General features: G+C 64.9%; 17 protein-coding genes. 8 read left to right on the top strand and 9 right to left on the bottom strand.

Annotated elements, in window-relative coordinates; all coding sequences use genetic code 11:
- Positions 1-335 (top strand): sugar phosphate nucleotidyltransferase (locus tag ARTSIC4J27_RS04560; RefSeq protein WP_268794375.1); only part of this gene is annotated, 335 nt, incomplete at its 5' end.
- Between the two features lie 77 nt (positions 336-412).
- Here ARTSIC4J27_RS04560 and galU read toward each other — a convergent pair.
- From galU to paaA, 8 genes are all read right to left on the bottom strand, one after another.
- On the bottom strand, positions 413-1,303 hold the full coding sequence (gene galU / locus ARTSIC4J27_RS04555; protein WP_050054033.1) for a UTP--glucose-1-phosphate uridylyltransferase GalU: 891 nt from the start codon (positions 1,301-1,303) through the stop codon (positions 413-415).
- A 96-nt stretch (positions 1,304-1,399) separates the two neighbouring features.
- Positions 1,400-1,555: a hypothetical protein gene (locus ARTSIC4J27_RS22725; protein WP_161799536.1), complete on the bottom strand. Its 156-nt coding sequence runs from the start codon at positions 1,553-1,555 to the stop codon at positions 1,400-1,402.
- Positions 1,556-1,815: 260 nt separating this feature from the next.
- A complete protein-coding gene (locus ARTSIC4J27_RS04550; RefSeq protein ID WP_050054032.1) occupies positions 1,816-2,595 on the bottom strand; it encodes an enoyl-CoA hydratase/isomerase family protein in 780 nt (259 codons plus the stop codon).
- Positions 2,596-2,620: 25 nt separating this feature from the next.
- A complete protein-coding gene (paaE, locus tag ARTSIC4J27_RS04545; RefSeq protein ID WP_050054031.1) occupies positions 2,621-3,862 on the bottom strand; it encodes a 1,2-phenylacetyl-CoA epoxidase subunit PaaE in 1,242 nt (413 codons plus the stop codon).
- Between the two features lie 9 nt (positions 3,863-3,871).
- A complete protein-coding gene (paaD, locus tag ARTSIC4J27_RS04540) occupies positions 3,872-4,396 on the bottom strand; it encodes a 1,2-phenylacetyl-CoA epoxidase subunit PaaD (protein WP_200900750.1) in 525 nt (174 codons plus the stop codon).
- Between the two features lie 8 nt (positions 4,397-4,404).
- Positions 4,405-5,313, bottom strand: a complete 909-nt coding sequence (gene paaC / locus ARTSIC4J27_RS04535; RefSeq protein WP_050054029.1) for a 1,2-phenylacetyl-CoA epoxidase subunit PaaC — start codon at positions 5,311-5,313, stop codon at positions 4,405-4,407.
- Positions 5,310-5,777, bottom strand: a complete 468-nt coding sequence (gene paaB / locus ARTSIC4J27_RS04530; protein WP_050054028.1) for a 1,2-phenylacetyl-CoA epoxidase subunit PaaB — start codon at positions 5,775-5,777, stop codon at positions 5,310-5,312. Before paaB ends, paaC begins: the two co-directional genes overlap by 4 nt.
- Positions 5,774-6,778, bottom strand: a complete 1,005-nt coding sequence (paaA, locus tag ARTSIC4J27_RS04525; protein ID WP_050054027.1) for a 1,2-phenylacetyl-CoA epoxidase subunit PaaA — start codon at positions 6,776-6,778, stop codon at positions 5,774-5,776. Before paaA ends, paaB begins: the two co-directional genes overlap by 4 nt.
- A gap of 420 nt (positions 6,779-7,198) precedes the next feature.
- Here paaA and ARTSIC4J27_RS04520 point away from each other — a divergent pair, with 420 nt between their 5' ends.
- The 6 genes from ARTSIC4J27_RS04520 (at position 7,199) to ARTSIC4J27_RS04495 (ending at position 10,994) form a co-directional block, all read left to right on the top strand.
- Entirely contained in the window at positions 7,199-8,173 is a 975-nt protein-coding gene (locus ARTSIC4J27_RS04520; protein ID WP_050054026.1) for a type IV toxin-antitoxin system AbiEi family antitoxin domain-containing protein, read from the top strand.
- 187 nt (positions 8,174-8,360) lie between these two features.
- Positions 8,361-8,558 carry a DUF2795 domain-containing protein gene (locus tag ARTSIC4J27_RS04515; protein WP_050054025.1) on the top strand — a complete coding sequence of 66 codons (198 nt, stop codon included), beginning with the start codon at positions 8,361-8,363 and terminating at the stop codon, positions 8,556-8,558.
- 166 nt (positions 8,559-8,724) lie between these two features.
- Entirely contained in the window at positions 8,725-9,072 is a 348-nt protein-coding gene (locus tag ARTSIC4J27_RS04510) for a PadR family transcriptional regulator (protein WP_050054024.1), read from the top strand.
- Positions 9,073-9,074: 2 nt separating this feature from the next.
- Positions 9,075-9,461: a DUF1048 domain-containing protein gene (locus ARTSIC4J27_RS04505; RefSeq protein ID WP_050054023.1), complete on the top strand. Its 387-nt coding sequence runs from the start codon at positions 9,075-9,077 to the stop codon at positions 9,459-9,461.
- Entirely contained in the window at positions 9,451-10,233 is a 783-nt protein-coding gene (locus ARTSIC4J27_RS04500) for an ABC transporter ATP-binding protein (RefSeq protein ID WP_050054022.1), read from the top strand. Before ARTSIC4J27_RS04505 ends, ARTSIC4J27_RS04500 begins: the two co-directional genes overlap by 11 nt.
- Complete coding sequence (locus ARTSIC4J27_RS04495) at positions 10,230-10,994, top strand: ABC transporter permease (protein WP_050054021.1); 765 nt, start codon at positions 10,230-10,232, stop codon at positions 10,992-10,994. The genes ARTSIC4J27_RS04500 and ARTSIC4J27_RS04495 overlap by 4 nt, the downstream gene beginning before the upstream one ends.
- Here ARTSIC4J27_RS04495 and ARTSIC4J27_RS04490 read toward each other — a convergent pair.
- Positions 10,991-11,737 (bottom strand): response regulator transcription factor, encoded by a 747-nt coding sequence (locus tag ARTSIC4J27_RS04490; RefSeq protein WP_050054020.1) that lies wholly within the window; start codon positions 11,735-11,737, stop codon positions 10,991-10,993. The two genes, ARTSIC4J27_RS04495 and ARTSIC4J27_RS04490, sit on opposite strands and share 4 nt — an antisense overlap.
- Before the next feature lie 156 nt (positions 11,738-11,893).
- Between ARTSIC4J27_RS04490 and ARTSIC4J27_RS04485 the strand changes: the two genes are divergently transcribed.
- A complete protein-coding gene (locus ARTSIC4J27_RS04485) occupies positions 11,894-12,526 on the top strand; it encodes a cation transporter (protein WP_050054019.1) in 633 nt (210 codons plus the stop codon).
- The last annotated feature ends 5 nt before the right edge of the window (positions 12,527-12,531 follow it).

Genomic DNA, 12,531 nt, shown 5'->3' with positions numbered 1-12,531 from the left:
GGGGCGAGTTGGAAATAACAGATGTAAATCGCGTTTATCTGGAACGCGGCAAACTGCAGGTGGAAATTCTGCCGCGGGGCACCGCATGGCTGGACACCGGAACTTTCAACGACCTCAACGACGCGTCCGAGTTTGTCCGTACCGTGCAGCATCGTCAAGGCTTGTCTATCGGTTGCCCGGAAGAAATTGCCTGGCGGCAGGGTTTCCTGACGGATACTGAACTGCGCGACCGGGCAGAGCCCTTGGCGAAGAGTGGCTACGGCAAGTACCTTCTCGAACTGTTGGCCGAGAACGCGGATGCCGCCGCAAAGCGCCTCGAGCTGGTTGCCCCGTAGATTCAGAAAGAACCGTTTAAATGGCTAAGGCACTACGCCCGAATAGGAGTAGTGCCTTAGCTGTGTAGAACCAGGATCTAGTTCACAAAAGCCTTCATCCAAGTCTTCAGGTCCTCGCCGAACTCCACGCGTTCAGAGGCAAGTGTAATGACGGCTTTGAGGTAGCTCAGCTTGTCGCCGGTATCGAAGCGGCGGCCCTTGAAGACCACACCGTACACGCCGGAGCCTTCGCCCTCGTCGGCTGCCAGCGTCTGCAGCGCATCAGTCAGCTGGATCTCGTTGCCGCGGCCCGGCTCAGTGTTCTCCAAAACAGCGAAGACGGACGGGTGCAACACATACCGGCCGATAACGGCAAGGTTGGACGGTGCGTCGGCAACGGACGGCTTCTCCACCAGGCTGTTGACCCGGACGTAGTCCTCACCCTCAACAGCTGTGATGTCTGCACAGCCGTAGGCACTGATCTGGGAGGGATCAACCTCGATGAGTGCAATGACAGAGCCACCGGTCTTCTGCTGCACCTCGATCATGGTGCTCAGCAGGGACTCGGCCTCATCAATGAGGTCATCACCCAACAGGACTGCGAACGGCTCATTGCCGACGTGCTGCTTCGCGCACAGCACCGCATGGCCCAGGCCCTTGGCCTCGCCCTGGCGGACATAGTGAATGGGACCCAGCTCTGAGGCGTACTGCACAGAGTCTAGGCGGTCCTTGTCGCCTTTCAACTCCAGCGCACGCTCCAGGCCGGGCTCGCGGTCAAAGTGGTCCTCAAGGGAACGCTTGTTGCGCCCCGTGATCATCAGCAAGTCGGTGAGACCGGACTTCACGGCTTCCTCCACCACATACTGGATGGCCGGACGATCAACCACCGGCAACATTTCCTTCGGCATTGCCTTGGTGGCGGGCAGGAAGCGAGTTCCCAATCCGGCAGCAGGAATGACGGCTTTGGTAACAGCTTTCCCCGTAGTCATAGCTGAACCTTACAAATCAGCCATGGCGGATGGCAATTTATCGCCGGTGTGTAGCCGGTTTCTCTCGTCCAGGGACCGCCTATACGTGCCTAGGCTTCACTCCGGCGAGAAGGTAGTTCCGCCTTCGTCCGTGACCATCTGGTCCGATTCCCGCAGGCCTGCCGACGAGGAACAGTCGTCACACCGGCCAACAAACTGGTGGGGGCAGGTGGCAAGGTTGTAGTCGTCCCCCGTGGATAATCTGATGCGCATGGGATCCCGCCGTTCCTGGGTGCTCCCGGTCCGCCGGGAGACTCATTGTTTCAGCCGCCGCGATGATGGTGCCGGCGAATGATGCGGTGGGTGCCCTCGTCTTCGAAAGCTCTCTCCTCGCCGGCACTTCCCAGTGAACATCCAAACGGCACGGAAAACACGAGTAAGTGATACCCGTTTCCTGCAGGCAAACCGTACCTACCTAAGGCCGCGCCAGCCGAGTTTACCTAAGCCCCCAGCCGGTTGCATCACCCAGCAACTCAACCGCGGAACCGCGGTTCGCGCTTCTCCTGGAAAGCCCTGAAACCCTCGGCGTAATCGTCCGTTTTGCAGAGCCGGGCCTGCTCGGCGTTCTCCTCCGCCATGGCCTCCCACAGGCCCAGGCGCTGGTCCCGGATGTGGGCCACCAGCTCCTTGCTCGCGGTGAAGGCACCGGTGGCGCCCCTTGCCACCTTCGCGACGATCGCCCGGGTGTTCTCCAGCAGCTCGTCCGCCGGCATGGCCCGGCTGAACAGCCCCTGCGCCACGGCCTCGGTGCCGCTCATCAGCTCGGCCGTGTAGATCAGGTCCAGCGTCCGGTGCATGCCCAGCCGCTCCGTGAAGTACCAGTGCCCGCCCGAATCCAGCGTGGCGCCCAGCTTGGCGAACGGCGACCCGAACTTCGCGTTCTCCGCCACGTACACCACGTCCGTGGCCAGCAGCAGCCCCAGCCCCACGCCCAGGCAGGCCCCGTGGGCGGCCGCAAACGTGGGAGCCGGGAACTGACTCATCTTCTTCAGCAGCGGCTCCACCAGCCCGCCCAGGTACGCGGCGGCGTCGTCGCTCTCCGGTGTGACGTTCTGGATGTCCCGGCCCGCGCAGAAGGCTCGGCCCTCTCCCCTGAGCAGCAGCGCCCGCACCTCACCGCGCGAGGCGGCGGCAGCAGCGTCGTCGTACGCCTGGGACAGCTCCCCCAGCGCCTGCTCATCCAGCGAGTTCAGCTTGTGCGGTGCGTCCAGGACAACCTCGGCGACGTTGTTGCTGATGGAGAGGGAAATCATGGGGCTCCTTTGTTCGTTGGAAAAGTTACACGTCGAAGTCGACGGTGACTTCCTTGCTGGTGGGGTGGCTCTGGCAGGTGAGCACATAGCCCTTGTCCAGCTCATCCTGCTCCAGCGCGTAGTTTTCGTCCATGGTGACGCTGCCGGTGACCACCTTGGCCCGGCACGTGCCGCACACTCCCCCGGCGCACGCGAATGGCACATCCGGGCGGACCCGCAGCGCGGCGTTGAGGATGGACTCGCGGGCGTGGGTGGGGCTGGCCACCTCGCCCTGCAGGCCGTCCAGCTTGAACGTGATCTTGTACGTCTCCTTGGACTCGTCCACCACCACGGGCCGGCCCGCATGGCCCTCAGGCTTATCCGGCTTGCCGCTCGTAAACAGCTCGAACCGGATGTTCTCCGGCTTCACCCCGCGCTCGGCCAGGGTGTCCCGGCACAGCTGCACCAGCTCGAACGGCCCGCACAGGAACCACTCGTCCACATCGTCCGCGTGGATGGCCGTGCCCAGCAGCTGCTGGAGCTTCCCGGCGTCGATCCTTCCACTGAGCAGCGGCGCGATCCGCTGCTCGCGGGACAGCACGTGGTGGATGGCCAGCCGCTGCGGGTACTTGTCCTTCAGGTCCGCCAGCTCCTCCAAGAACATCACGTCCATGGCGGCCTTGTTGGCGTAGATGAGGTCGAACCGGCACTGCGGGTTGGCGGCCAGCAGCGTCCGGGCGATCGCGATCACCGGGGTGATCCCGCTGCCGGCGGCGATGGCCACAAAGCTCGCTTCCCCCTGCCCGGCGACGTCCCCGGCCAGCTCCTCCGGGTTGTTCATGGAGTTCATCCGGTTCTGCTCCACGGCCTTGCCGTCCCGGCCGTGCTTGGACACAAACGCGCCCATGGGGCTCATCACGTCCAGGGTGTCCCCGGCCTTCAGCTCGGCGTTGGCCCAGGTGGAGAACAGCCCGCCCAGGTCTTTCTTCACCGCCACCCGGATCTCGCTGCTGCCGTCCTCGAAGCTGCGCGGCTCTGCGCAGATGGAGTAGCTGCGGCGCACCTCTTTTGGAACCCCGGTCTCGTCCGGGAGCTTGGTGCGCAGGGCCACGTACTGGCCGGGCAGGTAGTCGAACTGGCCGGCGAGCTCCTGGGGCACGTGGAACGCCACCTCGATGGCGTCCTCGGTGAGCCGGCGCACCTCCTTCACGGCGAGAGTGTGGAAGGACGGACGACGGCGGCCGGTGGCCTGCGCCGATTCGGCGGCGGTCTGGCGGACAACAGGCATGGGGCTTCCTTACAGCACTTTGAAGTAGTCGAACGGTTCCTTGCAGTCCTGGCACACATACAGCGCCTTGCAGGAGGTGGAGCCGAAGCGGGTGAGCTCTTTGGTGTTCAGGCTGGCGCACTGCGGGCACTTGACGGCCATCTTCAGGCGGATGGGGCCGGCGTGCCGTGCTGCATCTGACATGCCCGACGGCGGGGCGATGCCGTACTCCTGCAGCTTCGCCTTGCCTGCCTCGGTCATCCAGTCCGTGGTCCAGGCCGGGGCGAGGACCAGGTCCACCTGGACGTCCTCGTAGCCCTCTTTTTTGAACGCGGCTTGGAGGTCGTCACGGATGGCGTCCATGGCCGGGCAGCCCGAGTACGTGGGGGTGATGGTGACTGTTACTTTTCCTGTTCCTGCCACCTCCACGTTCCGAAGGATGCCCAGGTCCTCGATAGTGAGCACGGGGATCTCGGGATCGCACACGGTGGCGGCGATGTCCCACACGTCTTGCTGCGGGGTGCGGGTGCGGGACTCGAAGTCGGAGATGTACATGGCCGCCGTCACCAGCTGGCTCCCGGATGCTCGCGGGCCAGCACCTGCATCTCGGCGAGGAGGTAGCCCAGGTGCTCCGAGTGCTTGCCCCTTCTGCCACCACCCGGCGCTGCGGGGACGTCCGGCACCTCGAGTCCGGCTTCGGTGAGGACTTCGCCGGTGAGCCGGTCAAAGTCCTCGCGCAGGCTGGAAGGCGCGACGGCGGCACCCGCCTCGGCGAGCCGCTGCGTCAGGTCGTCGTCCTGGAACAGTTCGTTGACGTACGGCCACATCAGGCGCAGGCCGTGGATCATCCTGGTGCGCGACTCCTCGGTGCCGCCGGCCAGGCGGAGGATCCACTGGGCGCTGTGGTCCCGGTGGTAGTCCACTTCCTTCACAGCTTTCGCGGCGATGGCGGCCAAGGTTTCATCGCTTGATTCCGTCAGCCGACGGTACAGCTCGAACTGGTAGTAGCTCACGATGAACTGGCGGGCGATGGTCACCGCGAAGTCGCCGTTGGGCTGCTCGAACAGCTGGACTGAGCGGAACTCGTGCTCGCGGCGGAAGTAGGCGAGGTCATCTTCGGACTTGTCCCAAGCGCCGCCGGCATAGCTGAGGAAGCTCCGGGCGTGGCCCAGCTGGTCCAGGGCGATGTTGCCCAGGGCCACGTCCTCCTCCAGCTCCGGTGCGCGGGAGATCCAGTGGCCCAGGCGCTGCGCGAGGATCAGGGCGTCGTCGCCGAGTCTCAGAGCGTATTCGGCCACGTCCTCGCTGGGTTTGGCGAGGCCGGTGCGGACCTCGAGTGCGATGTCCTCCGGGCGCAGGGCGTTGCCGGGGGTGATGCGGGTGGCGGAGGCGTTGGAGTCGCCACCAGCGACGCCGGTGGAGATATCGCCGTGGCCTGTTGTCTCGGTTGCTTCGGGGGCCTGGGGGCTCACAGGTGCTTTACCCCTTCGCTCTTGGTGTAGTACGTGGCATGCCGGTAGTCCTTGCCCTGGGGCGATTCGAAGAACGAGCCCTTGGCGTCCGGATCGCTGGCGGCGATGGCGTCGGCCGGGACAACCCAGATGGAGACGCCCTCGTTCCGGCGGGTGTAGAGATCGCGGGCGTTGCGCAGGGCCATGGCGGCATCCGGTGCGTGCAAGCTGCCGGCGTGGACGTGGCTCAAACCGCGGCTCGACCGGACAAAGACCTCCCACAGCCCCCAAGCGCCGCGGTCTGCGTGGTTGACGGCGGGCTGGATCGAGGGAACCTGGTTCTCCGAGGCCGGGGTTGTTGCGGCGGCCTTGGTCTCGGTGGCGGCTGCCTCCGGGGTGGGGGCGCCGGCCGGAACCTGCTCCGCGCTGCGGATCACTTCACTGGCCGAACTTGCGGGGACTTCCGGGTTGCCGTGCGGACTCATGCTGCGTATTCCTTCGTCTTCATTGACTGTTTTGCTGCGTAGGCGGCGGCTGCCTCGCGGACCCAGGCACCGTCGTCGTGCGCTTCCCTCCGGCGCTCCAGGCGCTGGGCGTTGCAGGGGCCGCGGCCGGCGAGCACTTCCTGGAACTCGTGCCAGTCCAGCGGGCCGTGCTCCCACTTCTTGGTGTCCTCGTTGTAGCGGACCTGGTCATCGGGGAGCGTGAGGCCCAGGACCCGGACCTGCTCCACCATCATGCCCACGAAGCGGCTGCGGAGTTCGTCGTTGCTGAAGCGCTTGATGTTCCAGGCCATGGACTGCTTGGAGTTGGGCGAATCGTCGTCCGGCGGGCCGAACATCATCAGGGCCGGGGCGTACCAGCGGTTCACGGCGTCCTGGGCCATCTGCTTCTGCTCGGGGGTGCCGTTGGAAAGTTCAAGGAGGATCTCGAAGCCCTGGCGCTGGTGGAACGACTCTTCCTTGCAGATGCGCACCATGGCACGACCGTAGGGGCCGTAGGAGGCACGGCACAGCGGGACCTGGTTGCAGATGGCGGCACCGTCCACCAGCCAGCCGATCGCACCCATGTCCGCCCAGGTCAGCGCCGGGTAGTTGAAGATGGACGAGTAGCGGGCCTTGCCGGCGATGAGGTCGTCCATCATCTTGTCCCGGGTCTGGCCCAGGGTCTCGGCGGCGCTGTAGAGGTAGAGCCCGTGGCCGGCCTCGTCCTGGACCTTGGCCATAAGGATGGCCTTGCGCTTCAGACTGGGGGCGCGGGAGATCCAGTTGGCCTCGGGCTGCATGCCGATGATCTCGGAGTGCGCGTGCTGGGAGATCTGGCGCAGCAGGGTCTTGCGGTAGGCCGCCGGCATCCAGTCCTTGGGCTCGATGCGCGAGTCCTCGGCCATAACGCGGTCGAAGTTGGCCTGGCCTGCGGCATCTGCTGTTTCGCTGGTTCCAGCCGTTCGCTCAGCCGGCACTGACTGCAAGTTCTGCGCTGCCATGGTTGCTCCTCTGCAAAGACCTTTTGGGACGTGCCGAATTATTTACCGACCGTTCGTTCAGGATATGCGGAAGCGCTCCGGACCGTCAAGCGCCCACCCCCTGCCCTCCCCCTTGCGACGCTCTCTCACTTGATGTCGGGTTTTCCCGGACGCTCTCTCACTCGATGTCGGGTTTTCCCGGATGCTCTCTCACTTGATGTCGGGTTTTCCCGGACGCCCCATCACCTTCCGACTGCCGCCTCCCCTCCCACCTGGCGACGCGCAAATCCGGTTTCGAGGCGGACATTCCTCTGCGCAGCCCAAATATCCGGTGCGCCATGGAACCTGCGCCTCGAGATGGAAGATGCGCGTCGCCAACAGTTCTCCACATAGCGGCACACACCCCTCCCGAAGCCACCCTGCACCGGGCACCGTGTCTTTATGACAGACCTTCCCCCGCTCTTGTTGTCCCGCGACCGCCTGATGCACGGGCTCTCCCCCAACGACCTCGCCAAAAGCGTCAAGGCCGGCCGGCTGGTGCGCGTCCGCCACGGCGTCTATACGGACGGACCGGCGTGGCGGGAGCTGAAGCCTTGGGAGCAATACCGGCTCCGCATCCAGGCCGCCGCGGAAATGTTCGAGAAGCCTACGGTTTTCGCCCGGCATTCTGCCGCCAGCGCTTGGGGAATTCCCACCATCGGGCTGCACCACCCGGTCCAGGCACTCACATTGAAGAACGACGGCGGCCGGTCCCGCGCCGGGGTCAGCCGCCACTTCACTGTCCGCGAGGGTCTGCAGGTGGTGCGGCGGGAGGGGCTCCTGGTCACCGACCGCATCCGGACCGTCCTGGATCTGGCGGCGTTCGTTCCGTTCGCCGAAGCGGTTGTACCCGTGGACCATGTGCTTCGCCCGGACAACGTCCAGCACCTGCCCGCCCTGACCAAGGCTGAACTGGAGGCGGGCATCGGACCGATGTATTCGGCTGCTGCCGGGCGGAGAATCCGGGCTGCCATCAAATTCGCGGATCCGGCTTCCGGTTCGGCCGGGGAGTCGTGGAGCCGCGGATTGCTGCACGTGGCGGGATTTGAGGTGCCGGTCCTTCAACAGAAGTTTTCGGACGCTGGCGGCGTGGTGGGCTACACCGACTTCTACTGGAAGGAGTCCAGGGCGGTGGGCGAATTTGATGGCGTGGAGAAGTACGTCAAGCCCGAACTCCTCAAGGGCCGGACGGCGTCCCAGGCCGTTGTGGCGGAGAAGACCCGTGAGAACCGGATCCGCGCCATGGGGATCAACGTCGTGCGGTGGGACTGGGCCGACCTTATGGAGCCGGGCAAGCTGGAACGCATGCTTACAGCGGGAGGGGTGGCCCGCCGTCGTACGCGTTCTGCAGTTTTCGACGCGCACAAGCGAAAGTGACACGCACATTCCCTGACGCGCCCGCTATTTCGGGGGCGCCCCGGAATATGCGCAGCGTAAACGCGACGCCGCCAGCACCCTTTCCCCGCCGAAACGTCCGTGCCTACGATGAACACCTGCGGCGGCTCGGCATGCAAAGAGATAAGCCGCGGACATCAGAGCTGACACCAGAAGGGAAACCGACATCATGGCTGAAACTCCGAACCCCATCCAGATCCAGAAGTTCCTCGGCGGCGTGGACTATCCCGCCAGCCGCGAAGCACTGCTGTCCAAGGCGAAGGACTCGGGCGCCGACAGCAACGTGATCCAGGCCCTCGAGGCCATCCCCGACAAGGAATACGACAGCCCCACGGCCGTGAGCTCTGCGGTTTCCGACAACTCTTAGGGTTTCCGCTCCTAAAAGATCTCCTACAACTCCTCGATAGTTCCCGCCGGGGACGGTACACGGGCCATCCGTGCACCGTCCCCGTTTGCGTTCCCTTGACCAACCGCTATTCAGCGTTACTATGTAGTGGTAGTCATCATCACTAAGTAGCAGGAGCGAAAGTCCCATGGGCAAGCAAATGACCGAGATGCTCAAGGGGACGCTGGAGGGCATCGTCCTGGCCATCCTCGCGGGCCAGCCGGCCTACGGCTACGAGATCACGGCCAGGCTGCGCGACCAGGGCTTTACCGACATCGCCGAGGGCACCATCTACGCCTTGTTGGTCAGGATCGAGCAGCGCGGCCTCGTCGACGTCGAAAAGGTCCCGTCAGAGAAGGGTCCGCCGCGCAAGGTCTACTCGCTGAACCCACAGGGCAGCGGATACCTCGACGAGTTCTGGAAGACGTGGAGCTTCCTCGCCGAACGCATCGAACAGCTCCACACCGGGCACCCGAAGGAACAAGGAGAGAAGTAACCATGGCCGCAAAATGGATCGAAGCAATCACCGGCTCCCTCGAGCAGAAGAAGCAGTTCAAGCAGTACAAGGCCCGGGTCGAGGCGCTCCCCGAGCCGCACCGAACCGCCGCCAAAGCCTTCGAGCGGTACTTCATGTACTACGGCGGAGTGACCGACGGCGACACCATGGTCCGGATGTTCGGCGACTTTGCCGACCTGTGGGAACGCGCCGCCGTCGACGGCACCCCGGTGGCCGACATCGTGGGCGACGACCCGGTGGAATTCGCCGAGACGTTCACCCAGGCCTACGGCGGCACGCGCTGGATCGACAAGGAACGCGCCCGCCTCACAAAAGCCATCGACGCCGCAACGGGCCGCAGTGCAAAGGAGACGGAGCATGGCCATTGACCAGGCCCTCGAACCCGCCATCCAGGTAAGGGGCATTGAGAAGTCGTTCAAGGACCTACACGTGCTGCGGGGCGTCGACTTCGAGGTGACAGCGGGCAGCATCTTCGCGCTGCTTGGCTCGAACGGCGCGGGCAAAACCACCTTGGTGCGGATCCTGTCCACGCTGCTGAAAGCCGACTCGGGCACCGCCACTGTCAGCGGCTTCGATGTTGCCGAAAGGCCCGACGACGTCCGCGAGTCGATCAGCCTGACCGGCCAGTTCGCCGCTGTGGATGAAGTACTCACCGGCCGGGAAAACCTCATCCTGATCGCCCGGCTGCGCCACCTGAAGAACCCGGCTGCCATCGCCGACGACCTCCTCGCGCGCTTCTCCCTCACCGAGGCGGGGAGCCGCAAGGCCGCCACCTACTCCGGCGGCATGCGACGCCGGCTGGACATCGCGATGAGCCTCATCGGCAACCCGCCGGTCATCTTCCTCGACGAACCCACCACCGGCCTCGATCCCCAGGGGCGCCTCGAGGTATGGCAGACGGTGAAGCAACTCGCCAGCGGCGGCACCACGGTGCTGCTCACCACGCAATACCTCGACGAGGCGGAGCATCTGGCCGACCGGATCGCGATCCTGCACGAGGGCACCATCATCCAGAACGGTACCCTCGCCGAACTCAAGCGGCTGCTCCCGCCCGCCAAAGTGGAGTACGTGGAGAAGCAGCCCTCCCTGGAGGACGTCTTCCTCGCCCTCACCGTCCCTGCAGGAAAGGAACTCCGATGACCGCGCACGCCCTCGGCGACACCCGGGTCCTCACCAGCCGCTCCCTGCGCCACATCCTGCGCAGCCCGGACACCATCATTACGACGGCGGTCACCCCCATCGCGCTGATGCTGCTGTTCGTTTACGTGTTCGGCGGCGCCATCAACACCGGATCCGATGAGTCGTACGTCAACTACATGCTTCCCGGCATCCTGCTCATCACCATCGCGTCCGGCGTCGCCTACACCGCCTACCGCCTGTTCCTGGACCTGCAGGGCGGCATCTTCGAACGCTTCCAGTCCATGCCCATCGCGAGGTCCAGCGTGCTCTGGGCGCATGTGCTCACGTCCCTGGCAGCGAATGTGGTGTCGGTGGCGGTGGTGATCGGCGTCGCCCTGCTGATGGGGTTCCGCACCGGCGCCTCCCCGGCCGCCTGGCTCGGGGTGGCCGGCCTCCTGGTCCTGTTTATCCTGGCGCTGACCTGGATCGCGGTGATCGCGGGGCTTTCCGCGAAGAGCGTCGACGGCGCCAGCGGCTTCAGCTATCCCCTGATCTTCCTGCCCTTCATCAGCTCCGCGTTTGTACCCACCGGCTCGATGCCCGGTCCCGTGGCCTGGTTCGCCGAGAACCAGCCCGTCACGTCCATCGTGAACACCATCCGGGCCCTGTTTGCCCAGGAGCCCGTGGGCAGCGACATCTGGGGCACCCTGGCCTGGCTCGCGGGGATCCTCGTCATCGCCTACGCCTTTGCGGCATCCATCTACCGCCGCAAAATCAGCTAGGGCGTCATCCGGTATCCAAGGCCGTGAACGGTTTCCAGCCAGCGGGGATTCCGCCAGCTGTCCCCAAGCCGTTTGCGGAGGTTGCTCACGTGCACCTCCACCGCCCGCAGTTCCCGGATAGTGACGGACGAGCCGGTGTTGTAGGGCTCGCTGCGCAGCCAGCGGACCAGGTCAGCCTTGGTTTGGATGGTCCGGCCGTTCTTCATCAGGCACAGGAGAACGTCGAACTGGGTCTGGGTGAGTTCCACCGCCGAGCCGTCCACCGCAACACGGCGCAGGCCCGCATGGAGCGTCAACCCCTTGTGATCGAAGTCAGGATGGGGAATGGGTTGCGCAGCTTCCTCCTCGGGAACCTCCCCCGCGGGCTGCAGCATAAGGGGCCGGCGGAGCAGGGCGGCGATCCGGGCCCGCAGCTCCCCGGGACGGAAGGGCTTGGGGATGTAGTCGTCGGCGCCGGCCGTCAGGCCCATTACGGCGTCGGCCTCGTCAGCGCCGGCGGCCAGGATGATGAGGTAGGCGTCGCTGAAGAGGCGGATCCGCCGGGAGGCTTCAACGCCGTCGAAATCGGCGAGCGCGAGGTCCACGATGACAAGGCGCGGCTGGTGTTCGCGGACCGCCTCAACGCCGTCCAGGCCTGAGGACCTGGCGTGCACGGCGAAGCCCGATTGATGCAGCAGTGCGGTCAGGCTGGTCCTGGTGTCGTCGTCGTCCTCAATTACTACGGCAACACCGCGCTCCCCCATCTGCCACTCAACCTTTCCGTGCCCTCAACGGCCCGCCAGATTGGCAGGCACAACCAGATGGCATTCGGAGGAGCGGGGCAGTTGGATGGGTTCAATCAGAGATGATGGATCCTAGTCTTCAAGGACCGAGCACCGACTTCCGCAGAAAGAGCCGCGATGAATACTGACCCGGGTGCCCATGGGCAGCTAAGCCGGCGGCTCAAGCGGGTGGTTCTGCTCGTGGCAGGGCTCAACCTGGTTTATTTCTTTGTCGAGTTCACGGTGGCCTTGGCCATTGGATCGGTATCCCTGTTCGCCGACAGCGTGGACTTCCTCGAAGACACGGCGATCAATCTGTTGATCTTCCTGGCGCTGGGCTGGTCGCTGCACCGCCAAGCGCTTGCCGGGAAGGCCATGGCCGTCTTCATCCTGGTTCCGGCATTGGCGGCGGCGTGGCAGGCCATCAGCAAATTCAGCAATCCGGAGCCTCCGGATCCCCTGTCGCTGGTGGTAACAGCCGGTGGTGCGGTGGCGGTGAACCTGGCCTGCTCGCTCGTCTTGGCCAGGTTCCGCCACCACGGCAGTTCCATGGCCAGGGCGGCATTCCTCTCGGCCCGCAATGACGTGCTGGTCAATCTCGCCATCATTGCCATGGGTGTCCTGACGCTCTGGACGGCCTCCGGATGGCCCGATCTAGTGCTTGGCACGATCATCGTTGTCCTCAATCTCCGCGCGGCAAAAGAGGTCTGGGAGGTAGCCGGGGAAGAATGGCTGGCCGCGAAGGCGTTGGCTGGGGAAGAAATCGACTGAAGGAG

The organism is Pseudarthrobacter siccitolerans (assembly GCF_001046895.1).
Classification (GTDB): Bacteria; Actinomycetota; Actinomycetes; order Actinomycetales; family Micrococcaceae; genus Arthrobacter; species Arthrobacter siccitolerans.
This window is presented reverse-complemented; position numbering and strand designations above follow the sequence as displayed.